Annotated in this window: 23 protein-coding genes; 12 read left to right on the top strand and 11 right to left on the bottom strand. The window is 72.4% G+C overall.

The genetic code is table 11. The features are described 5' to 3' along the window. The first annotated feature begins 139 nt into the window (after nt 1-139). The 3 genes from AB0B72_RS22155 to AB0B72_RS22145 all read left to right on the top strand — a co-directional run bounded on the left by AB0B72_RS22155 (nt 140) and on the right by AB0B72_RS22145 (nt 5,363). A complete protein-coding gene (locus AB0B72_RS22155) occupies nt 140-2,647 on the top strand; it encodes a glutamate--cysteine ligase (protein ID WP_367740775.1) in 2,508 nt (835 codons plus the stop codon). An 83-nt stretch (nt 2,648-2,730) separates the two neighbouring features. After that, nucleotides 2,731-4,500 (top strand): N-acetylglutaminylglutamine amidotransferase, encoded by a 1,770-nt coding sequence (locus AB0B72_RS22150; protein WP_367740774.1) that lies wholly within the window; start codon nt 2,731-2,733, stop codon nt 4,498-4,500. 146 nt (nt 4,501-4,646) lie between these two features. After that, on the top strand, nt 4,647-5,363 hold the full coding sequence (locus tag AB0B72_RS22145; protein WP_367740773.1) for a class II glutamine amidotransferase: 717 nt from the start codon (nt 4,647-4,649) through the stop codon (nt 5,361-5,363). A 102-nt stretch (nt 5,364-5,465) separates the two neighbouring features. Here the strand turns inward: AB0B72_RS22145 and AB0B72_RS22140 are convergent, their stop codons facing one another. From AB0B72_RS22140 to AB0B72_RS22125, 4 genes are all read right to left on the bottom strand, one after another. Beyond that, a complete protein-coding gene (locus AB0B72_RS22140; RefSeq protein WP_367740772.1) occupies nt 5,466-6,116 on the bottom strand; it encodes a fasciclin domain-containing protein in 651 nt (216 codons plus the stop codon). 120 nt (nt 6,117-6,236) lie between these two features. Beyond that, complete coding sequence (locus AB0B72_RS22135; RefSeq protein ID WP_367740771.1) at nt 6,237-7,007, bottom strand: hypothetical protein; 771 nt, start codon at nt 7,005-7,007, stop codon at nt 6,237-6,239. Between the two features lie 341 nt (nt 7,008-7,348). Next, the gene (locus tag AB0B72_RS22130; RefSeq protein ID WP_367740770.1) at nt 7,349-7,687 is read right to left on the bottom strand and encodes a hypothetical protein; all 339 of its coding nucleotides are present in this window, start codon (nt 7,685-7,687) and stop codon (nt 7,349-7,351) included. 195 nt (nt 7,688-7,882) lie between these two features. Next, nucleotides 7,883-8,107: a type II toxin-antitoxin system HicB family antitoxin gene (locus AB0B72_RS22125; protein WP_367740769.1), complete on the bottom strand. Its 225-nt coding sequence runs from the start codon at nt 8,105-8,107 to the stop codon at nt 7,883-7,885. A gap of 147 nt (nt 8,108-8,254) precedes the next feature. On the opposite strand from AB0B72_RS22125, the gene AB0B72_RS22120 reads away from it, so the two are divergent. Beyond that, entirely contained in the window at nt 8,255-8,992 is a 738-nt protein-coding gene (locus AB0B72_RS22120) for a GntR family transcriptional regulator (RefSeq protein ID WP_367740768.1), read from the top strand. A gap of 229 nt (nt 8,993-9,221) precedes the next feature. Here AB0B72_RS22120 and AB0B72_RS22115 read toward each other — a convergent pair whose 3' ends face one another. Beyond that, on the bottom strand, nt 9,222-9,650 hold the full coding sequence (locus tag AB0B72_RS22115; RefSeq protein ID WP_367740767.1) for a YchJ family protein: 429 nt from the start codon (nt 9,648-9,650) through the stop codon (nt 9,222-9,224). 124 nt (nt 9,651-9,774) lie between these two features. On the opposite strand from AB0B72_RS22115, the gene AB0B72_RS22110 reads away from it, so the two are divergent. From AB0B72_RS22110 to AB0B72_RS22100, 3 genes are read left to right on the top strand one after another with little or no spacing between them, the layout of a single operon-like run. Then, complete coding sequence (locus AB0B72_RS22110) at nt 9,775-9,942, top strand: hypothetical protein (protein WP_367740766.1); 168 nt, start codon at nt 9,775-9,777, stop codon at nt 9,940-9,942. Then, nucleotides 9,939-10,586, top strand: a complete 648-nt coding sequence (locus AB0B72_RS22105) for a hypothetical protein (RefSeq protein WP_367740765.1) — start codon at nt 9,939-9,941, stop codon at nt 10,584-10,586. The genes AB0B72_RS22110 and AB0B72_RS22105 overlap by 4 nt, the downstream gene beginning before the upstream one ends. Then, a complete protein-coding gene (locus AB0B72_RS22100; RefSeq protein ID WP_367740764.1) occupies nt 10,583-11,566 on the top strand; it encodes a nucleotidyl transferase AbiEii/AbiGii toxin family protein in 984 nt (327 codons plus the stop codon). Before AB0B72_RS22105 ends, AB0B72_RS22100 begins: the two co-directional genes overlap by 4 nt. 158 nt (nt 11,567-11,724) lie before the next feature. On the opposite strand, the gene AB0B72_RS22095 is transcribed toward AB0B72_RS22100, so the two are convergent. The 3 genes from AB0B72_RS22095 to AB0B72_RS22085 are packed head-to-tail and all read right to left on the bottom strand — an operon-like array spanning nt 11,725 to nt 13,672. Beyond that, entirely contained in the window at nt 11,725-12,354 is a 630-nt protein-coding gene (locus AB0B72_RS22095; RefSeq protein WP_367740763.1) for a class I SAM-dependent methyltransferase, read from the bottom strand. After that, a complete protein-coding gene (locus AB0B72_RS22090) occupies nt 12,351-12,995 on the bottom strand; it encodes a TIGR04282 family arsenosugar biosynthesis glycosyltransferase (protein WP_367740761.1) in 645 nt (214 codons plus the stop codon). The genes AB0B72_RS22095 and AB0B72_RS22090 overlap by 4 nt, the downstream gene beginning before the upstream one ends. Then, nucleotides 12,992-13,672: a glycosyltransferase family 2 protein gene (locus AB0B72_RS22085; RefSeq protein ID WP_367740760.1), complete on the bottom strand. Its 681-nt coding sequence runs from the start codon at nt 13,670-13,672 to the stop codon at nt 12,992-12,994. Before AB0B72_RS22085 ends, AB0B72_RS22090 begins: the two co-directional genes overlap by 4 nt. 213 nt (nt 13,673-13,885) lie before the next feature. Here AB0B72_RS22085 and AB0B72_RS22080 point away from each other — a divergent pair, with 213 nt between their 5' ends. Next, a complete protein-coding gene (locus tag AB0B72_RS22080; RefSeq protein ID WP_367740759.1) occupies nt 13,886-15,154 on the top strand; it encodes a hypothetical protein in 1,269 nt (422 codons plus the stop codon). Between the two features lie 13 nt (nt 15,155-15,167). Here the strand turns inward: AB0B72_RS22080 and AB0B72_RS22075 are convergent, their stop codons facing one another. Then, on the bottom strand, nt 15,168-16,193 hold the full coding sequence (locus AB0B72_RS22075) for an NAD-dependent epimerase/dehydratase family protein (protein WP_367740758.1): 1,026 nt from the start codon (nt 16,191-16,193) through the stop codon (nt 15,168-15,170). Nucleotides 16,194-16,307: 114 nt separating this feature from the next. On the opposite strand from AB0B72_RS22075, the gene AB0B72_RS22070 reads away from it, so the two are divergent. Beyond that, on the top strand, nt 16,308-16,637 hold the full coding sequence (locus AB0B72_RS22070; RefSeq protein WP_367740757.1) for a DUF3140 domain-containing protein: 330 nt from the start codon (nt 16,308-16,310) through the stop codon (nt 16,635-16,637). A 15-nt stretch (nt 16,638-16,652) separates the two neighbouring features. Here AB0B72_RS22070 and AB0B72_RS22065 read toward each other — a convergent pair whose 3' ends face one another. Beyond that, nucleotides 16,653-17,513 (bottom strand): LysR family transcriptional regulator, encoded by an 861-nt coding sequence (locus tag AB0B72_RS22065; RefSeq protein ID WP_367740755.1) that lies wholly within the window; start codon nt 17,511-17,513, stop codon nt 16,653-16,655. A gap of 158 nt (nt 17,514-17,671) precedes the next feature. On the opposite strand from AB0B72_RS22065, the gene AB0B72_RS22060 reads away from it, so the two are divergent. Next, complete coding sequence (locus AB0B72_RS22060) at nt 17,672-18,391, top strand: SDR family oxidoreductase (RefSeq protein WP_367740754.1); 720 nt, start codon at nt 17,672-17,674, stop codon at nt 18,389-18,391. Nucleotides 18,392-18,506: 115 nt separating this feature from the next. On the opposite strand, the gene AB0B72_RS22055 is transcribed toward AB0B72_RS22060, so the two are convergent. Then, on the bottom strand, nt 18,507-18,947 hold the full coding sequence (locus tag AB0B72_RS22055) for a MarR family winged helix-turn-helix transcriptional regulator (RefSeq protein ID WP_367740753.1): 441 nt from the start codon (nt 18,945-18,947) through the stop codon (nt 18,507-18,509). 64 nt (nt 18,948-19,011) lie between these two features. On the opposite strand from AB0B72_RS22055, the gene AB0B72_RS22050 reads away from it, so the two are divergent. Next, complete coding sequence (locus AB0B72_RS22050) at nt 19,012-19,650, top strand: MBL fold metallo-hydrolase (protein WP_367740752.1); 639 nt, start codon at nt 19,012-19,014, stop codon at nt 19,648-19,650. Nucleotides 19,651-20,284: 634 nt separating this feature from the next. Continuing rightward, nucleotides 20,285-20,467, top strand: a 183-nt coding sequence (locus AB0B72_RS22045; RefSeq protein ID WP_367740751.1) for a hypothetical protein, incomplete at its 3' end; no start/stop codon positions are given.

Below are 20,467 nucleotides of genomic sequence, written 5' to 3'. Positions count from 1 at the left end.
GCCCGCGACATGCACCCGACATTCCGGTTACGGCGCACCCGTTGTGGCCTGGCTCATCCCGGTTTTCGGCCGCCGGGAGGTTCGGCGCCACATTTGTGGGGCAATACGCCCGTAACGCCGCCTATGTACGCTCCGAGAGATGCCGGTAAAACCAGAATTCGTCGCCGTAGGGGTTGAAGAGGAGTTCCACACTGTGGACCTCGCTTCCCGGAGACTGATGCCCAGGGCCGACAGCCTGCTGGAGCAGCTGCCCGCCGACCGGTTCGTCAGCGAGCTTCAACGCTCGGTGGTCGAGACCAACAGCAGGCCGTTCGTCCGGCTCATCGACCTGGTCGAGGACCTGGCGGCGCTCCGGCGTGGTGTGGTTTCGGTCGCGGAGCCGCTCGGCCTGGGCATCGTCGCCGCGGGAACCGTCCCGATCGTGGACCTGGAGGCGCTGAAGGTCACCCCCGATCCCCGTTACGAGAACATGCTGGAGGAGTACCAGATCCTCGCGCGGGAGCAGCTCATCTGCGGCGCCCAGGTGCACGTCGACGTGGGAGATCGCGATCTTGCGGTGGCCGTCGCGCACCGGATCTCTCCGTGGCTGCCGGCGTTGCTGGCCCTGTCGGCCAGCTCGCCGTTCTGGCTGGGCATGGACTCCGGCTACGCCAGCTACCGCACGCTGCTGTGGCACCGCTGGCCCACCTCCGGTCCGGCGCCCCGCCTCGGCTCCGCCGCAGAGCACGACGCACTGGTGCGCGACCTCGTGCGCACCGGCGTGATCTCCGATCCAGGGATGATCTACTACGACGTGCGGCCGTCCGCGCACCTGCCCACGGTGGAGCTGCGCCTGTGCGACGCCTGCCCCCGGGTCGAGGACATCACCCTGCTCGCGGGCCTGTTCCGGGCGCTGGTGATCGTCGAGCTGGACGCGATCGAGGCGGGCAGGACGCCGTTGTCGTACCCGGCCGAGGTGATCCGCGCCATGAGCTGGCGGGCCGCGCGCGCAGGTCTCGAAGGAGAGCTCGTCGACCCGGCCGACGGCGCTCCCCGGCCCGCCGCCCAGATCGTGCGGGAGATGGTGAACACGCTGAGGCCCACGCTGGAGACCCTCGGCGACTGGGAGCTGGTGTCGGAGCTGACCGAGGTGTGCCTGACCGGGGGGAGCTCCGCGGCCCGGCAGCGGGAGGCGTTCGCCCGTGGCGGCCTGCCCGAGGTGGTCGACCTGCTCGTGGCGGAGACCCGTGCCAACACCGAGTGGCAGCCGGGCGCCGGCCCTCACAGGACCGAGATCAACGCGATGCTGGCCGGGTACGACACCTCGGCCGACGAGGCCATCGTCTTCGACCACAGCGCGCGCGGGCCGTACGGGATCGTGCTGACCGCGCTCGACCGGATCGGCGCGGCCGGGCTGGCCGACCGCGAACGGCAGCGCGACCAGGTGCAGCGTCAGCTCGGCATGTTCTTCGTCACCGAGGACGAGGAGGACCGCCTCTTCCCGTTCGACCTCATCCCGCGCGTGGTGGCCGACGACGACTGGGCCGCGCTGCAGGCGGGGATGACGCAGCGGGTCCGCGCCCTGGAGGCGTTCCTGCACGACGCCTACGGCGACAGGTCGGTGCTGCGGGACGGCGTGCTGCCGGACTGGGCCGTCACGGGATCGCCGGGTTACCGCGAGACCGGGCTGAGGGTGCCCAAGGGCGTCGTCCGCTGCACGGTCACGGGGATCGACCTGGTCAGGGATGGCGCGGGGCGCTGGTACGTCCTGGAGGACAACCTGCGCGTCCCCTCCGGTATCGGGTACGCCATGGCGAACCGATGGCTGGCGGCCCGGGTCCTGCCCGAGCTGGTCCGCGCCTCGCACACCCCGGCGCCCCGGCGGGCCGTCGCCGTGCTGCGGTCGGCGCTCACGCTCACCTCCCAGTCGGTCGCGCTGGTCACCTCGGGGCCGTCCGACTCCGCCTACTACGAGCACCAGCTGCTCTCGTCCGAGCTGGGCATCCCGTTGGTGTTGCCCTCTGACCTGCGGGTAGACTCCGGCGGCGTCGTCCATGCGGGCGATCGTCCCATCGAGGTCCTCTACCGGAGGATCGACGAGGACGACCTGTGGACGGCGTGCGGGGCGACCACCCCGGCGCTGCTCGACGCGATGGCCTCCGGGTCGCTCGTCCTGGCCAACGCCCCGGGGAACGGGGTGGCCGACGACAAGGCGCTGTACGCGTTCGTGCCGAAGCTGATCTCCTACTACCTGGGGGAGACGCCGCTGCTGGACAACGTGCCGACGTACCTGTGCCGCGAGGCGGATCAGCGGGCCCACGTCCTGGACCGGCTGGACGAGCTCGTGATCAAGCCGGTCGACGGCTACGGCGGGCACCGGGTGGTGATCGGCCCGGACGCGTCGCACCGCGAGCTGGCGCAGGCCCGCCAGGCGATCCTCGCGCAGCCGGAGCGCTGGATCGCCCAGGAGACCGTCGCCCTGTCCACCCATCCCACCCTCGCCGACGGGCGGCTCGAACCACGGGCCGTGGACCTGCGGTCCTTCGTGTGCGTGGGTGCGGAGACCACCGTGGTGCCGCTCGCGCTGAGCCGGGTGGCGCCCGCCGGCAGCCGGATCGTGAACTCCTCGCGGGGAGGTGGCTCGAAGGACACGTGGCTGCCCGCCTGACCGACCGCCACCCGCGTCCTGAGCGTCCATGAGCATCCATGAGTGTCCGGAGAGCTCAGACAGTCCAGAGGAAGGAACCTGTCATGTGCGGCCTTTGCGGCGAAGTCCGGTTCGACGGCTCCCCGGCGGAGGTGGACGCGGTCGCCCGGATGGGCGCGGCGATGGAGACCCGGGGGCCGGACGGCTGCGGCGTCTGGTCCTCGGGTCCGGTGGCGTTCGGCCATCGGCGGCTGCGGATCATCGACCTGTCGGACCGGGCGGCGCAGCCGATGGTGGACAGCGAGCTGGGCCTGACCGGCGTGTTCAACGGCTGCGTCTACAACTACCAGGAGCTGCGCTCGGAGCTGAAGGCCGCGGGCTACCGGTTCTTCTCCAGCTCCGACACCGAGGTGCTGCTCAAGGCCTACCACCACTGGGGGCGCGACTTCGTCGTCCACCTGAAGGGGATGTTCGCCTTCGCGCTCCACGAGCGCGAGTCGGGGACGCTCGTGCTCGGCCGGGACCGGCTGGGCATCAAACCGCTCTACCTGTCGCAGACGCCGGGCAGGCTCCGCTTCGCGTCCACGCTCCCCGCCCTCCTCGCGGGCGGGGAGGTGGACACCTCGCTGGACATGGTGGCGCTGCACCACTACATGACGTTCCACTCGGTGGTCCCGGCGCCCCGGACGATCCTGTCCGGGGTGTCGAAGCTGCCGCCGGCCACCGTGCGGACCGTCCGCCCCGACGGGTCGTTCGACGATCACGTCTACTGGCGGCCGACGTTCACCCGGCACGTGGCGCTCCCCGAGCACGAGTGGCCGGAGGCCGTCCTTGAGTCGCTGCGCGCCGCGGTGGACCGGCGGATGGTCGCCGACGTGCCGGTCGGCGTGCTGCTGTCCGGCGGGCTCGACTCCAGCCTCATCGTCGCGCTGCTGGCCGAGGCGGGCCAGCGCGGGCTGGCGACCTTCAGCATCGGCTTCCACGCGGCCGGCGGCGAGTCCGGCGACGAGTTCTCCTACTCCGACCTGGTGGCGCGGGAGTTCGGCACCGAGCACCACCAGATCAGGATCGACGACGCGCGGCTGCTGCCCGCGCTGGGCGGCGCGATCGGCGCGATGAGCGAGCCGATGGTCAGCCACGACTGCGTGGCCTTCTACCTGCTGTCGCAGGAGGTCTCCCAGCACGTCAAGGTGGTCCAGTCGGGTCAGGGCGCCGACGAGGTGTTCGCCGGGTACGACTGGTACCCGCCCTTGTCACGTACGCCGCGGGACGCGGTGGCCGAGGCGTACGCCGGCGTGTTCTTCGACCGGCCCCACTCCGAGCTGGCCCGCCAGCTCAGCCCCGCCTACTTGTCGGAGGACTTCAGCACGGCCTTCGTCGAGGCGCACCTCGGCGCTCCCGACGCCACCGAGGCGCTGGACGCCGCGCTGCGGCTCGACAGCATGGTGATGCTGGTGGACGACCCGGTGAAGCGGGTCGACAACATGACCATGGCGTGGGGGCTGGAGGCGCGCACACCGTTCCTCGACCACGAGCTGGTGGAGCTGGCCGCCGCCTGCCCGCCCGCGCTGAAGCTCGCCTCAGGCGGGAAGGGCGTGCTGAAGGACGCCGCGCGAGGGCTGGTGCCGGACGCGGTGATCGACAGGACGAAGGGATACTTCCCCGTCCCGGCGATCCGGCACCTGTCGGGGCCGTACCTGGACATGGTGCGGTCGGCGCTGACGGCGCAGGCCGCCAAGGACCGCGGGCTGTTCCGGGCCGAGTACGTGGACCGGCTGCTTGGCGCGCCCAGCGACCACCGGACCACCCTGGGGGCGAGCGCGCTGTGGCAGCTCGCCCTGCTGGAGCTGTGGCTGCAGCACCACAGCCTGTGATCCGCCACGGCATGTGACAGGTGCGTCCCTCATCTGTTACGAGGGCGAAATGAGAGGCGATTACGATGCGCCTTTAACTTCGTCGCCTTTACGCCGTGGGGGGCTGTATGTGCCGTCATTTCGCCTGGTTGGGCCACGTCCGCTCCATGGGCGATCTGATCTTCAAGCCCTCCTACGGACTGCCCCGCCAGGCGGCGCGGCCACGCTGGCAGCAGATCGAGCTCGTCAACCGGGACGGGTTCGGAGTCGGCTGGTTCCCCTCCCCCGGGCGGGCCGCGAGCTACCGGCGTACCGGGCCGATCGAGGCCGACCCCGGCTTCCCCGAGCTGGCCCGGTCGGTCGCCGGCGGCTGCCTGATCGGGGCGGTGCGCGGCGCCAGCCCCGGCATGCCCATCGAGGAGGCCGCGACCGCGCCGTTCACCAACGGCCGGGCGCTGATGTCGCTGAACGGGCACGTCAACGTCGGCCTCACGCTGCCGCTGCTGGAGGCCGGCTACCACCCCGAGTCGACCTGTGACGCCGCGTTCCTCGCCACGCTGCTGTGGCAGCGCCTGGACGACGCGGTGCCGCTGGAGACGGCGGTCGAGGAGCTGCTCGGCGACGTGATCGCGCGCGATCCCCACGCCTGCCTCAACATGCTGGCCACCGACGGGGCCGTCATCGTGGCGACCACCTGGGCGGAGACGCTGTGCTACCGGGCCGGCCCGGAGGGCGTGCTGGTCGCCAGCGAGCCGCATGACGACGAGCCGGGCTGGGTGGAGGTGCCCGACCGGCACATCCTCGTCGCCGACGCCATGGGCGTACGGGTCCGGGCACTGGAGCCCGCCGTCGCCGCCCTGCCGGCCGTGGCCGACGTCGCCTGAGCCGGCACGCGTCTGCCCACAGAGCAGCCGCCCACGTACGCGGAAAGGGGTGAGCCGCTCGCACGGCTCACCCCTTCGCAGGTCTCACGGGGCCGGTGACGGCTACTTCGGCATGAGGACCTTGTCGATGAGGTAGACGGTGGCGTTGCGGGTGGCGACGTTGCCGCAGACCACGTTGGCGTCGTTGACCTTGATGTTGTCGCCCGAGCCGCTGATCTTGAGCGCGCCGCCCTGGAGGGTCGTGACCTTGCCGGCCTGCAGGTCGGCGAGCGTCTTGCGGCCCTTGACCACGTGGTAGCTGAGCAGGGTCGTCAGGGCCTGCCGGTCCGCCAGCACCTGGTCGAGCTTCTTGCGCGGGATCTTGTCGAACGCCTCGTTGGTCGGGGCGAACACCGTGATGTCCTCAGCGGAGTTGAGCGTCTCGACCAGCCCCGCCTTCTTCACCGCCTTGGCGAGGGTCGACAGCGACGGATTGGCGGCCACCGCGGTCGCGACGGGCTGGGTTGCCATCTCGGCGAAGCTGCCCGCGCCGGAGGTCGGCACGGCGGAGCAGCCCGGGCCGAACGGCGAGCCGGAGACGGAGGGCGACGCCGACTCGGTGGCCGGGCTCGTCTCGGCGCCGGCGGTGTCGGTCGCCATGTCGGTGGTCTCGTTGGCGGCCGGGGCCGCGGAGTTGCCGCCCTCGCTGCCGCATGCCGCGGTCAGCGACAGCGCCACGGTCAGGGCGGAAAGGGCGAGAAGACGGGTCTTCATGGTGATGTTCCTTCGTCGTGAGAGGTCATTGCTCGGTGTACGGATTCCGCGCCGCAGGACGGGCGGACCGGCCGGTGACGCCGGCCGCCGCCGGGGAACCGGGTGGTCGACCCGGGACGCTCATCGCCCGCCGCGTGCTCCGCTGTGCTGCCGGGGGCGCGGCGCGGCCTGGTGCGGGCCGTAGCTGTGCGCCGCCTTCGCCACCTGCACACCCTTCAGCGGCGGCAGCGTGAACGGCTTCGGCGGCTGGCCCGGCTTCGTCTCCGCGAACACCGGGCGGATCACCATGTCATGCGTAGTGGGGTCGATCATGGGCACGCCCATGACGTCGGAAGTGTCCTTCTTGGCGGCGGCCTTCTCACCCGGGACGGCCTCCGCGCCACCGGGTGCCTGCCCGGGCGCGAGCGCCTTGCCCGGCGTCATGTCCGGCAGGGACGCCTGCCCGGGCGCCTTGACCGTCCCGGCCGCCTGTCCCGGTGCCTTGACGGGTGCCTGCCCGGGCGCCTTGACGGGTGCCTTCGCGGTCCCGGCCGCCTGCTCCGGTGCCCGCTGCTGAGCGGGCGCCTGCTCGCCGGCCACCGTACCCGCCGCCTTGTCCGCGGGCATGTCCACGGGCCGGACGAACGGCGCCGCGACGGCGCCGTCCGGCACCCCGGCCGTCTGCCTCGTGGAGGGAGGCGCCGGGGAAACCGCCCCCTGCCCAGACGCGGGATTCGTGCCCACCGTCGCCGGCCGGGCGGCGAGATTGGGCCGGGCCACTCCCTCCTGATTCACCGTCGGCTGCTTGTCGACCTTGGGGGCGACGGCCTGGTACGCGGGCGGGGCCGGATCAGGAGGCGCGGCGGGGCCGGTGAGTAGGGCCGCGGCGAACAGGGCGGTGCAGACAGGCATGAGACTCCCCCGAGGTCATGGACGGTACGAGCACGACCGTAGGCGTCGCGCGCCGGGCGATCACGCAACCTACGATCAATGTCCGGTCAAACATGGGGATGAGCCGCTTCACCCGCAAAGCTCCCACCGCACGGCCACACGGCCCGGCGGCGATGGGAAAACAGCTGGTCAGGGGGCCACATGGGCACCTGAGGCCGGCTCACCCCCGCTCGACCGGCTCGTGGCCGTACATTGACGGGCGCGGAGGAGGAACGTGCGACGAAGACCGCGGGTGGTGCGCGGTGGAGGGATGACGTTCACCACGACGGCGGACGTCGCACCCGGCCCGGGTCTACCGCACCTCAGGCGGGGAGACTGCTTCCGGGGAAGCCGCGTACGGGATGGACCTCGTAGGTGAAGATGCCCGCCTTGACGCCGGGGTCGTCATCCATGATCTTGGCGGTCTCCTCCGGGGGCGCGTCGAAGATGCCGACCCCGCTCCAGCCGCTGTCGTCGACCACCGGGCACACGATCGCCAGCACGCCCCGCTCCCGCAGCTCGAAGTTGCGGCGGCCGTGCTCCCAGACGATGGCGTCCGCGCCAGGCTCTCGCCTCTTCGCGGTCGCCTTCAACAGCACCACGGTGTACGACTTCGTCTGCGTGAGCATCGCGCGCATGTGGTCATCGGTGATCTCTGGCATGTCTGGGCCTCTCGGAGGGTCAGCCGGCCGGCGGTGGACGCCGCGAGGTGTCCGCCGAGGAGATGCGGCCGTCGGCCGTATGGGCACGCGGGGCCCATACCGGCCCGCAGCCATCCGGACACGATGATCAGCAGACTTCACGGACCCTTGTGCGCGTCACCGACACCATAGGAGGCCGCACCGACAGAAACCCGGTCAGCGGGGCAGCCGGACCTCGATGGGCACGACGATCGGCGGCTCCGACGGGATGGAGGGAAGCGGCTTGCGCTGGAAATACTCCTCCAAGGCCACGCGGAGCCTGTCGAGGGCGTCGTCGACCGTACGCCCCTCGCCCGCGACCTCCACCTGCACGCACCGAGCGCAGTACAGGCCCCCGTTCTGCGAGGTGACCGTCGCGGTCAGCTTCACGGTCCGGCCCATGCTGGTCAGCCTACGCCGCGCCGGCCGGCGCCACCCCGGCCCGAGGACAACACCGTGGAGATCATCACTTGAGGGCGCCGCTGACGACTCCGGCGGCTGGGACGTATGCTGTAGACAGTCGACGACGGACGGTTTGAGGTCCTGCGAATGCTGCCATCGCGTCACGGCGCGGCGGCCAAGATCCCGCGTCCGGTCCCCCTGAGGGAGAGTGTCTTCGAGGCGCTGCTCGAGCTCATCGTCTCCGGGCAGCTCAGCCCGGGGCAGCACCTGGTCGAAAGCGAGCTCGCGGAGATGCTGGGCGTGTCACGGCAGCCCGTCCGGGAAGCTTTCCAGCTGCTCAGCGGGGAGGGCTGGGTGGATCTCCACCCAGGTCAGGGCGCGTTCGTCCACTCCCCCAGCGTGGAGGAGGCCGCCCAGCTGCTGGCCGTGCGCTCCCTGCTGGAGACCGAGTCCGCCCGTCTCGCGGCCGGCAACGCGGACGACGAGGGAGTGGCCCGGCTCCGCGCGCTCTGCGCCCGCGGCCTGGCCGCCGTCGAGGCCGACGACGTCGACACCGCCGTGGCACTCAACTCGGAGCTGCACGCCGCGGTCATGGAGCTTTCCCGCAACGCCGTGCTGGGCGACCTCGCCGCCCAGGTGTCCCGCAGGGTCCGCTGGTACCACACGCCGGTGGCGCGCCAGCGGGGCCGGGCCTCCTGGGAGGAGCACACGGCGCTGATCGACGCCATCGCCCGGGGCGACACGGAAGGCGCCGCCGAGATCATGAAAAGTCACATCCGGCACACCCGCGACCTGTACCTGAGCCAGCTCGCCGAGCGGCAGCCCGCGGAGCCGCTTCCGGCCCGGCGAAGGCGCCGGCGGCCCTCCGCCGACAACCTGGACTGACCCGCGCGCTCCGGCCAAACGGCCCGCACGCCGCCGGCCCGCACGCCGCCGCCCTGTTCGCGGCGGACCGCGATCCGGCATGTCAGCCCGAGCCGGCCGTTACCACGAGCCGGTCTGTCAGCCCGAGCCGGCCTGTTAACGCGAGCCGGCCTGTTAACGCGAGCCGGCCTTTTCAGGGTGGACCACGAGCCGCCCCGCGTACGCGAGGACGCCGGGCGGCAGCGCTCGGCTACAGCCGCCGGGGCTCGAGCGCACCGACGTACGCCCAGGCTCCCTCGTGCCGGACGAACCGGCTGTGCTCCTCCATCTGCCCCGTCTTCCCGCCCTCCGCGTAGTGCGCGCGGAACCGCACGGTGCCCTCGGCGTGGACGGCACTGCCGCCCGTCGTCTCCAGGACCTCCAGGCGCACCCACCGCAGCGCCCGGTCGAGATCGAGACGTGGCGGCCGCGTCGACGGATGCCAGGTGCGCAACAGGTAGTCGCGGTCCCCGACGCGGAAGGCGCTGAACCGGGACCGCATCAGCAGCTCGGCCGTCAGCGCGGCGGCCTCCCCTCGATGCAGCCGCCCGCAGCAGTCCCGGTACGCCGCGAGGAGTCCGCACGGGCACGGACCAGCGGTGACGGATGGCGTTTGGGATCGGGAGCCGCGTCGAGACACCCTCCTATTGTCCCGCCGCTTGTGCGCAGCTGGGCAACGGCTCCTCCGATCCTCCCGCGTTCGACGCGTTTTGAAAGCCTGGAGACGGAGCCGTGGAGGTCGCCGTGGCCATTAGAGTGATTCTGTGATCACCGCGTCCCTCCGCCGCGCGCTCACCGATCCGGGTGCCTCTCCCCTGCGCCCGCTGCCTCTGCGGGCGGCCCGGCTGCCGGATCCCCTGGAGGCGCCACCACGCCTCGGGGCGCACCGCCGGTTCACGTACCCGGTCACGCCTGGCGAGGCCGCCCGTTGACCGGCCGGGAGTTCGCGGGCCCGTTCGACGTCCATCTGACCGTCGCCGGCGACGACATCGAGCGGCTCGGAGCCTGGGCGCGGTCCAACGGCGTCAAGTTCACGCACATCGTGCTCGATCGGGGCGCCGTACCGTCGCAGCCGATGCTCACGATCCGCGGCCGGGGGACGCTGAGCGAGCGGCGCGCCGCCGCGTCCGCGTGCGCGGCGAGGCTGCGCGACGAGGGGTTCGACGTCGTACGGGTCAAGATCGAGGCGGCCGCGTGGAACGAGGACGTCCCGCAGACGGATGCGACGGCCGCGGCGCTGGCCGGCTGCTACTTCGAGCATCATGTGAAGGTGGTCGTCCAGGGCGGCCTGTCGAGCCCGGCCGAGCCGGCCGACTTGACCGAGTTGGCTGGGCTCGCTGAGGCCCACTCGGCGCACGTGTCGCGCAACGCCCGGCGGCGGCACGAGGACGGCTCCCACGAGCGGTTCGTCACACAGCGCTGCCGCGGCGTCGGGTCGCCCACGGCCGGGCGGCGGCTCGAAGCGCTCCTGAGCGAGCTGGACAAGAGCGGCTTCGCCGTACTGGAAGCGGAGCGGGAGTTCGTCGTGCACGACGACAACCCCCGCGTCGACCACGGCTGGATAGAGGAGCGATGACGTCGTCCTGGGAACACTGCCAAGACGTCCCCCTGCCCGAGGGAACGACCGTCCCGGGCCGGGGAACGCCGCGCTTTCCCGCAACCTACGTCCCTGTCACGCACGGGCAGGGCGCCCGGCAGCCGCCGATCTTCGATCCGGCGCTCAAGCAGTTCGATCGCGCGTTCAGAGCCGGGGAGCCGGCCTTCGACGACGCCGCGACAGGACGCCGGTGGCGGCGGGCACGCCGGTCGGCGATCGACCATCTGGTGCGCGTGGTGGCGGGCTCACCGTGGAGCGAGAACCTCGTTCTAAGGGGCAGCCTGCTGCTGGAGGCGTGGATCGGCGAGCAGGCACGCGATCCGGGAGACCTGGACTGGGTGGTCGTCCCGCACACCGTGGGCCTCGAAAGCCCGCTGACCGTCGCGATGTTCAAGGGTCTCATCGCCGCCGTCGCGGCCACCCCCGCCCCACCGGGCGCGGTGACGGTCGACCCCGGCGACGTGGCGATGGACGACATCTGGACCTACGACCGCGTTCCCGGCAGGCGCCTGGTCTTCACCTGGCACGCCGACGGCCTGCCGCCGGGGACGGTGCAGCTCGACTTCGTCTTCAACGAGCGCCTGCCGGTGCCGCCGCAGACCGCGCTGATCCCCCGCACGGACGGCGCCGAGCCCACTCCCGTCCTGGCGGCCTCCCCCGAGCTGTCCCTGGCCTGGAAGATCCAGTGGCTGGCGTCCGACATCTGGCCGCAGGGCAAGGACCTCTACGACGCCGTTCTGCTGGCCGAACGGGTCACGCTGCCGCGCGACCTGCTCCGCCGTGTGCTGGACGACGCCTTCGGCGAGGGGTCGGCCGAACGGCTCACCACGGAGTACATCCTGTCCCTCGGCGTGGACTGGGAGGAGCTCCAGGCCGAGTATCCGCATATCACCGGCAACGCGGGCGAATGGCAGGAGCGGCTGGCCCGCGCCATCGCCCCGGCGCTGGAGACGCTGTGACCCGGCGCCGACACACCCGGGCCGGCACTGGAGACATCCCGACCCGACGCTGAGACGCCCTGATGCAGCGCTATGACGCTGCGATGCGGCCGCTGGGGAGGCTCGATCCGACCCGCTGGGGACGGCTCTCATGCGGCCGCTGGGAACGCTCCGCGCTGTCAGCGCAGGGCGGCGAACCAGCGGCCCGCCTCCTGCCAGCGGTCGGTCACCGGGAAGCCGCAGCCGCGCGCCACCCGCGTGATGTCCGCCGCCGACACCCTCGCCCAGCCGAACCACTCCCCCGCTTCCCCGGCTCTCCCGGCGCCACGCAGCCCGCGCAGCCGTACCCGGTCCACCCGGCTCGGCGTGCCCGGCGGCTCCACCTCGACGACGGCCTCGCCGCCCGGCCGCACCAGCTCGCGCACCCGTCGCAGCAACGCCGCCGGGTCGCCGCCGATGCCGATGTTCCCGTCGGCCAGCAGCGCGGTCGCCCACCGGCCCCGGCCCGGAACCCGGCCGAAGACGTCACGGCAGAGGGCGGGCCCGCCGGAGCGACGGGTCAGGCGGACGGCACGCGGGGTGACGTCGATTCCGAGCACGGGCACGCCCCTGCGGGCGAGCGCCACGGTGAGCCGTCCCGGCCCCGAGCCGATGTCCAGGGTCGGCCCCGTGCACCGGGCCAGCATGGTCTCGTCGCCGTCGATCGGGCGGCGCCAGCGGTCCGGCTCCAGCGGGCGTACGGAGCCGTCGACGTGCTCCAGCTCGACGAGCGCGCCCGCGAGGGAGGCGGCGTAGAGGTCGCCGATCACAGCGGGACCTCCGCCCGCGTCGAGGCGAGCGCCCTGGCGAAGCGGGATCCCGGGGCCTGGCCGGCCACACGGAAGGCGTCCGGCGGGGTGTCGACGTCGTCCAGCTCCGGCAGGAACCGCACGCTCAGCCCCGCCTCGCGCAGCCGCCGGAGCTGGGCCTCCCCCGTTGTGGGCAGCGACATCGGCACGCCGAGCAGCAGAGCCGGGTCGGGGCGGCGCAGTCCGAGCAGCCAGAACCCCCCGTCGGCCGCCGGGCCGTACACCGCGTCGCCGGAGGCCAGCTCGGCGACCGCCGTCCGGAGCAGCCGCGGCGTGACCTGAGGGGTGTCCATGCCGATGAGGACGACGGGCAGCGGGTGCAGCCGGTGGGAGTCGTGGAAGGCCGCGGCGAGCCGCTGGTCGAGGGTGGCGCCGCGCTGCGGGATCACGGTGAACCCACCAGGCAGCCAGCTGCCGGGCAGGCCCTCCAGTGCCAGCACCCGGTGGCGCACAGAGGTCGCCGCCACGGCGCGCAGGGTGTCCTCGAGGGCCGCCGCGGCGAGCTCCGCGGCCTGCTCCGGAGTCCACCACGGGGTGAGCCTGGTCTTGACCCGGCCCGCCACCGGCTCCTTGGCGATGACGACGATCTGCGCCCCGCTCATCCGGTCTCCTCGCGTGACAGGGCGGCCGTCCGCCTCTCCTCGGCCATGACGCGGCGCATGTCCGAGATCGCGCGGGCCGTGCCGCGCACCGTGCCGGTCACCTTGGAGCGCCCGGCCCTGGGCAGGTAGTCGACCGTCGTCTCGGTGACGCGCCAGCCGGCGGCGGCCGCGCGCAGCACCATCTCCAGCGGGTAGCCGAACCGGCGGTCCGCGAGCTCCAGCGCGACCAGGGCGGCGCGCGGGCAGGCCCGCATCGGTCCGAGGTCGCGCACCGGCACCCCGGCCCGCCGCCGGAGATGACGGGCAAGTACGGCGTTGCCGACCCGGGCGTGGACCGGCCCTGCGTGCGGCATCCGGCGGCCGAGCACCAGGTCGCTACCGCCCTCCAGCACCGGATCCGCCACGCGCGGAAGCTGGCGGGGGTCGAGCGAGGCGTCGGCGTCCATGAAGCACACGACCTCAGCTGTCGCGGCGAGCAGCCCGGCGTGGCAGGCGGCGCCGAAGCCCCGCCGCGGCTCGCGGACCACCAGCGCGCCGTGCGCCGCAGCGATCTCCGCCGAGCGGTCGGTCGAGCCGTTGTCGACCACGATCGGGCGATAGCCGTACGGCATGCGCGCCAGCACCCAGGGCAGGGCGGCCTCCTCGTTCAGGCACGGCAAGACCACGTCGATCTTCATGGCTCGAAGGTAGACCGGGAGGCCGCGCGCAACCCTTACGAAGTCATGACGGGAGATCTCGAACCGCCAGCTCAGCCCTACGGTGAGGACGTGACAGAAGGCCTGGGGCACCGGCCTCCTCCGGTGGACTCCCGAACACCCGCCCCCCGAGGACCCGCGGCGAGCGACCAGGGAGCCGGCGGCGTGCAAAGCTGCGGAGTGAAAGCCGGCGGCGTGGAAGCCTCCGGAGTGGGCCGGCGGGCGCTGTGGGCATGGGCCTCGCTGGTCGCGCTGTCGTTCGCCGCCGGGGCGGTCCTGCACGGGCTCGGCATGCTCACCATCGACCACCTGCCGCCACTGCACGGGCACTTCCGCGTGCCGGGCCCCGGTCTGCTGCCGGCCGCCGCCTTCGGGGCCGCCGCCGCGCTCACCCTGCCCCGCCTCGCGGCCCGTCTCCGATTCGGCCCGGCCATGCTCGCCGCGTACGGCACGGCAGTGGCCTGGACGGTGCTGCTGGCGGTCTCCGGCGACGGGCTGGCCGCGCCGTTCACCCATCCGCAGGAGTACCTGGCCGTACTGCCCCAGGTAGGCCACGATCCGCTCGGCTGGCTGGCCTCGTTCAGCGAGCGGCTGCCCGCCTACCCCACCCACGTGCGGGGGCACCCGCCGCTGCCCGTGCTGGTGGTGTGGGCTCTGGCGGCGATCGGACTGCCGGGACCGCTGTGGGCGGCCTGGCTGGTCGTGCTCGCCGGCTGCTCGGCCACCGTGGCGATCGCGCTGACGTTGCGGGAGCTCTCCGGGGAGGGCACGGCACGCCGCGCCCTGCCGTACCTCGCGCTGATCCCGGCCTCGGTCTGGATCGCCACCAGCATGGACGCCCTTTTCGCCGGGGTGGGCGCCTGGGGTGTGGCGTTACTGATGCTCGGCGGGAGCGGGCGCGGGAGCAGGACGCGGGGCCTCGCCTTCGGCGTGGGTGCGGGGCTGCTGCTCGGCGCCCTGCCGTACCTGAGCTACGGGATGGCCCCCTTCCTGCTGATCCCGGTCGCCCTCGCGGCCGCCGTACGGCTCAGGCGCTCGACGGCGGCCGCCGCGCTGGCCGGGGCGGCGGCGGTGACGATCGCGTTCGCGGCGGCGGGCTTCCTCTGGCCGGCCGGGGTGCTGGCCACCCACGCGGAGTGGGCTGCCGACCCCGGAGCCGCCCGGCCGTACCTCTACTTCCTGGTCGGCGGCCTCGGGGTGCTGGCGCTGCTCACCGGGCCCGCCGCCGCACGGGGGCTGGCGGAGCCGATGCCCCGCGGCATGCGCCTGGCGGCCGGGGCCGCTCTGGTCGCCGTGCTCACGCTGGACCTGACCGGTGTGACCAGAGGTGAGGTCGAGCGGATCTGGATGCCCTACGCCCTGTGGATCGGCCTGCCCGCGAGCCTTCCGCCGGGCCGTCGCTGGCTCGTCGCCCAGGTCGTGACCGGCCTGGCACTGCAGGGCCTGGTCATCTCGCCCTGGTGACTCAGGGGCTCGTTCAGGCGAGCGGAGCGCCTGCGAACTCCTTCATCCCCTCGGAGAAGCCGATCTCCGCGGTGAAGCCGAGATCCTCGCGGGCCCGTGCCGGCGACGCCACGACGTGCCGGACGTCGCCCAGCCGGTACTCGCCCGTGACCACCGGCTCCGGGCCGCCGTACGCGGCGGCGAGCGCTCCGGCCATCTCCCCCACGGTGTGCGGCTCGCCGCTGGCGACGTTGTACGGCACGCACGCGCCCGGCGTGCCTGATCGCAGCGCGAGGAGGTTCGCCCGCGCCACGTCACGGACATGCACGAAGTCGCGCCGCTGCGCGCCGTCCTCGAACACCCGGGGAGCCCTGCCCGCCTCCAGCGCGGACCTGAAGATCGCCGCGATGCCGGAGTAGGGCGTGTCCCTCGGCATCCGTGGGCCGTACACGTTGTGGTACCGCAGGGCGACGGCCGTCGCGCCGGTCTCACGGGCCCAGTTCGCCGCGAGGTGCTCCTGGGCGAGCTTGGAGGTGGCATAGGCGTTGCGCGGGTCGAGCGGCGCGTCCTCGGAGACCGCGGCGGGGGCGAGCGCGGCCCCGCACCGGGGGCAGCGTGGCTCGAAGGCGCCGCCCTCGTCGAGGGTGGCCCCTGCCGGCAGTTCGGCCGCCCGCGCCAGATCGGCGGCGGAGCGCGGCCCCGGCCGCACCCTCCCGTGCTCCGCGCAGTCGTAGGCGCCCTCGCCGTACACCACCATCGAGGACGCGAGCACGAGCCGGCCGACCCCGTTCCTGGCCATCGCGGCCAGCAGCACGGCGGTGCCGTACATGTTGACGGACGCGTATTCGGGGAGGTCGGCCACGTCCACGCCGAGCCCGACCTTGGCGGCCTGGTGGACGACGGCGTCCACCTCGCGCAGCGGCCCGTCCAGGGCCGTGCCGTCACGTACGTCGGCGCCGGTGCGCAGGTCGAAGCCGATCACCTCGTGGCCGGACGCCCGCAGGGCCTCGGCCACGTGGCTCCCGATGAATCCGGCGGCGCCGGTCAGCAGCACTCTCACGGGCCGAGAGTAGGCCGCCGATCCTGGGCCGTCCCAGACCTTCCCGGCGGCCGTTCGAACACCGTAAGGACTCCTGCTGGGTATGCCGGGGAATGTCCGAAGGGGGAGAACGACATGAGCGACGACAGGAGACAGATCGCCGCCGATTTCGGCGAGGCGGTCAACATGACGGCGGCCGAGCTGGAGCGATGGCTCGGCGGCGAGGAGTCCGAAGCCGTCGGCGACAAGTCCGGCGGCGGCGAGTCGACCGGCCACGAGTCCGGCCGGCGCATCGTGACCATCCTCAGGAAGAAGGCGGGCGAGCTGGATGACGACGACTACGCCCACATGCGCACGGTGGTCGGCTATGTGCACCGGCATCTGGCGCAGCGCCCGTCCGGCGACGTCACCGGCACCCGCTGGCGCCACTCCCTGATGAACTGGGGGCACGACCCCCTCAAGTGAGTCCGCCGGACCCGCTCATGCGTACGCCGCCACGGCCAGGTCGGCGAACTCGTGGATCAGCGGGGAGCGGCGGCCGGCGCTCCAGGCCAGGCAGACATGGCTGGGCTCGAGGTCGTCCACGGCGACGTGGGTGACGTCGGGCCGCGTGTAGTAGGTGGCGGTCGACAAGGGGAGGATGACGACCCCCTCCGCCGCCGCGACGTGCTCCAGTTTCTCCTCGACCGTACGGACGGCCGGCCACGCCCGCCGCTCCTCCGGAGGGCTGAGAGGCAGTCGACGCCATTCGGGCACGGCGTCCGGGTTCTGCAGGAGCCGCTCTCTCGCCAGGTCCGCGATGTCGACCGACGGCTTGCCGGCCAGCCGGTGGCCGGAGGGGAGGACGGCCACGCGAGGCTCGCTGAACAGCGGTCGCAGCCGCAGGCCGCGCTGCTCCACGGGCAGGCGGACGATGCTGACGTCCGCCCGCCCGTCGAGCACCACCTGGGTCTGGTCGTCCCAGGACGTACGGACGACGTCGACGGTGAGGGCCGGATGCCGGGCGCACAGCGCCCGGACGGCGGCGGTCACCGTGATCCCCGGCATGAAGCCGACGGTGAACCGGGGCGCCCCGGTCATCGAGCGCTGGGCGCGGCGGCGCACCGCCTCGGCGGCGGCCAGCAGCGCAGGCGCGTCCTCGAACAGCTGACGCCCGGCCGCGGTCAGCTCGGTGGAGCGCCGGTCCCGCCGGAACAGCTGCAGGCGCAACTCGCCTTCGAGTGCGCGGATCTGCCGGGACAGCACGGGCTGGGCGATGTGCAGCCGCTCGGCGGCGCGGCCGAAGTGAAGCTCCTCGGCCACGGCCACGAAGTAGCGCAACTTTCTCAGGTCGACATCCATCTCGCCCTCGTTCGACCAGGTCTGATGCCCTCAGGGTATGACAGGGCTGGGAACAGGTCTTGGACGTCCACCAGGCCGGTGACGCATCGTGAGAGCACCCGGTGAGAACGCCCGGGAGTCCGCTGTCACACCTTCCCGTTCCCGACAAGGGGTCTGCCATGTCTCTCGCGAACCAGCGCGTCGTCGTCCTCGGAGGCACCTCCGGCATCGGCCTGGCCACGGCGGATCTCGCCGCACGGCAGGGCGCGGAGGTGGTGGTCGCCTCCAGTAATCCGCGCAGCGTGGAGCGCGCCCTGAGCGCCCTGCCCGGAGGGGTCAAGGGCGATGTCGCCGATCTCACCGACCCGGCACAGGTCTCGGCCCTGTTCGGCCGGATCGGGCCGTTCGACCACCTGGTGTTCACGGCGGGTGAGCCGCTGGTCCTGATGCCGCTGGACGCCTTGGACCTGGGGGCGGCCATGGACTTCTTCACGCTGCGGTACTTCGGGGCCCTGTCGGCGGTGACCGCCGCCCTCCGTCACCTGCGTGAGGGCGGTTCGGTGGTGCTGACGACCGGGATCGCCGGGGACCGGCCCTCTCCGGGCTGGGTCGTCGCGGCGAGCATCCTGGGCGCGGTCGAGTCGATGGTCCGCGGAATGGCCGTCGAGCTGGCGCCGCTGCGGGTCAACGCCGTCTCCCCTGGCGTGGTCCGCTCCCCGCTGTGGGCCGCGCTGGACGACGACGCCCGCGAGGAGATGTACGCCGGCACCGGCGCCTCGCTTCTGCTGGGCAGGGTCGGCGAGGTGGAGGACATCGCCGAGGCCTACGTCTTCCTCATGCGGGAGCGCTGGGCGACGGGCACGATCGTGACCGTGGACGGCGGCGCCCTGCTCGTCTGACGTGGGCGTTTCCGGTGTTCCCGCAGCGGGCCTGGGATGCCTGCTCGGTGGATTCGCGGATCAGCTGGATCCGTCGGATGCCCTGGATCAGCGGGATGTGGCAGGTCCTCAGGAATCAGTGAGATGCGCTTGATTCGCGGACGCGCGCGGCCAGCCGGGCGAGCAGATCAATGCAACGATCCAGCTCGGCACGCTCGGCGTCGGTGAGCGCCTCGTCGATGGCCGCGCCGAGCACGTCTGCCCGCCGGTGACGTTCCTCGTTCACCAGTGAGCTCCCGGCGTCGGTGAGCCGGAGCAGGCGCTTGCGCCGGTCTCCGGCGTACGGCTCGGCGCGGACCAGCCCCCGTTCCACCAGGTCGCTGACCGACTTCGCGGCGGACTGATGGCTGACGCGGCGCCGCCGTGCAAGGTCGGCGATCACCTGGGGGCCGTCGCGATCCAAATAGCCGAGGATGGCGATCTCTCCAGGGGGAAGGATGTCCCCGGTGCGCACGATGCGTAACAGCCCGCCGATCGCGGCGCGGAGATCCTCGGCGAGCGCGACGGTGTCTCTCACGGAATCATCCTATGGGTTATTATCCAACTCAATTGTACAATTTGATTGTATAAAGAGGAGCGCCATGGAGCTCACGAAGTTCGGCCACGCCTGCGTCCGGCTCGACGACGGCGACCGCCGTCTCGTCATCGATCCGGGCGGCCTGACCGACCCGGCGGCCGTGGAGGGCGCCTCGGCGATCCTGGTGACCCATGAGCACTTCGACCACTTCTCGGAGAGCACGCTGCGAGCGGCCGCCGAGGCCGATCCGGAGCTGGAGATCTGGACGAACGGCTCGGTCGCCCGGCAGCTCGACGGCCTGCGCGTTCATACGGTCGGCGAGGGCGCCGCGTTCACGGCCGCCGGGTTCAACGTGAAGGTGTACGGCACCTGGCACGCGGTGATTCACCGCGACATCCCGCGGATCGGCAACATCGGCTTCCTCGTCGACGACCGGCTCTTCCATCCGGGCGACGCCCTTACCGTGCCCGAGGACGCGACGGTCGACACCCTGCTCCTGCCCGTCCACGCGCCATGGTCGGCGACCCGAGAGCTCATCGACTATGTGCGTGAGGTCGCCCCTCAGCGCGCGGTCGCCGTCCATGACGGTGCGCTCAACGAGGTGGGCCTGACCCTGGTCGGCGGACTGCTCGGCGAGAAAGGCCCCGGCATCGGCGCCCCGTACGCGCGGCTGACCCCGGGTGAGTCGCTCACCGTGAGCTGACCCCGGGACGCCTTTCTGGCCGCGGGCTGAACCGCGGGCGCGTCACAACGCCGGCGAGGCCGGTCAGGCAAATCTTGTGGGAGACAGCTGCGACCGCACTTGCCGGTGCACGGGCTCGGTCCGACGCCTGACGATTTACAGAGTTGCGTCGATCGTGTGTTCGATATAGTGTTGGGGTAGCCGTTACAGGTGAGCTTAGTTGGCGGGCCGTTGTGGCCATGCGCCGTGTGATGAGTAGCTGAGTCTGCGTGAGAGGGTCCCGGTCCGGGCGATCGGGAGGCAGTCTGTCGCTTTCGTTGCCGGTCAGGGGGTGCCCGCCGTGTCAGCTCCGTCTTTGCCGCCATCAGCGGTGCAGCCGCCGGTGTCGCCGTCTGTTCAGTCGCCTGGCTGGGCACCTGGTGGCCGTCCCGCCGTGGCGCGTCCTTTCACCCTTGTTGGTTCGGCGGTGGCCGCCGATCGGTGCTCCGGTTCCTCTGCTGGCACAGCCGAGGCTGAGCCGGTGCCCCTGCCCGGCCTCGATGCTTATAGCGGCACCGCCGTGGCCGGCTCCCCGGTCGACCGGGTGACCCCGCCTGTGGCAGGACCTGCACCCGAACCGATAGCGGCCTCCGTGACCGAGCCAGAAGCTGGACTGGTGGCCGATTCCGAGGCCGGGCCGGTGGCCGATTCCGAGGCCGGGTCGGTGGCCGACTGTGGGGCTGAGCGGGTGGCCGAGCCGGTGACCTCGGTGGCTTGTCGTGGTGGGGGTGGGTGGTTGGGGGGTTGGGGGGAGGATCGGCCGGGGGTGCCGATTCCTGAGGGGCTGGCCGCGTTGCCG

The organism is Microbispora sp. NPDC049125 (assembly GCF_040802045.1).
Classification (GTDB): domain Bacteria; phylum Actinomycetota; class Actinomycetes; order Streptosporangiales; family Streptosporangiaceae; genus Microbispora.
The sequence above is the reverse complement of the archived record's forward strand: the minus strand, read 5'-3'. Positions and strand labels throughout refer to the sequence as shown.

Excerpts from the sequence above, each read along its gene's own strand:
- AB0B72_RS22085 (WP_367740760.1), bottom strand. The coding sequence starts at position 13,672 with ATGAAGATCGACGTGGTCTTGCCGTGCCTGAACGAGGAGGCCGCCCTG.
- AB0B72_RS22155 (WP_367740775.1), top strand. The coding sequence starts at position 140 with ATGCCGGTAAAACCAGAATTCGTCGCCGTAGGGGTTGAAGAGGAGTTC.
- AB0B72_RS22090 (WP_367740761.1), bottom strand. The coding sequence starts at position 12,995 with ATGAGCGGGGCGCAGATCGTCGTCATCGCCAAGGAGCCGGTGGCGGGC.
- AB0B72_RS22145 (WP_367740773.1), top strand. The coding sequence starts at position 4,647 with ATGGGCGATCTGATCTTCAAGCCCTCCTACGGACTGCCCCGCCAGGCG.
- AB0B72_RS22060 (WP_367740754.1), top strand. The coding sequence starts at position 17,672 with ATGTCTCTCGCGAACCAGCGCGTCGTCGTCCTCGGAGGCACCTCCGGC.
- AB0B72_RS22125 (WP_367740769.1), bottom strand. The coding sequence starts at position 8,107 with ATGGGCCGGACCGTGAAGCTGACCGCGACGGTCACCTCGCAGAACGGG.
- AB0B72_RS22140 (WP_367740772.1), bottom strand. The coding sequence starts at position 6,116 with ATGAAGACCCGTCTTCTCGCCCTTTCCGCCCTGACCGTGGCGCTGTCG.
- AB0B72_RS22050 (WP_367740752.1), top strand. The coding sequence starts at position 19,012 with ATGGAGCTCACGAAGTTCGGCCACGCCTGCGTCCGGCTCGACGACGGC.
- AB0B72_RS22150 (WP_367740774.1), top strand. The coding sequence starts at position 2,731 with ATGTGCGGCCTTTGCGGCGAAGTCCGGTTCGACGGCTCCCCGGCGGAG.
- AB0B72_RS22070 (WP_367740757.1), top strand. The coding sequence starts at position 16,308 with ATGAGCGACGACAGGAGACAGATCGCCGCCGATTTCGGCGAGGCGGTC.
- AB0B72_RS22130 (WP_367740770.1), bottom strand. The coding sequence starts at position 7,687 with ATGCCAGAGATCACCGATGACCACATGCGCGCGATGCTCACGCAGACG.
- AB0B72_RS22100 (WP_367740764.1), top strand. The coding sequence starts at position 10,583 with ATGACGTCGTCCTGGGAACACTGCCAAGACGTCCCCCTGCCCGAGGGA.
- AB0B72_RS22120 (WP_367740768.1), top strand. The coding sequence starts at position 8,255 with ATGCTGCCATCGCGTCACGGCGCGGCGGCCAAGATCCCGCGTCCGGTC.
- AB0B72_RS22135 (WP_367740771.1), bottom strand. The coding sequence starts at position 7,007 with ATGCCTGTCTGCACCGCCCTGTTCGCCGCGGCCCTACTCACCGGCCCC.
- AB0B72_RS22065 (WP_367740755.1), bottom strand. The coding sequence starts at position 17,513 with ATGGATGTCGACCTGAGAAAGTTGCGCTACTTCGTGGCCGTGGCCGAG.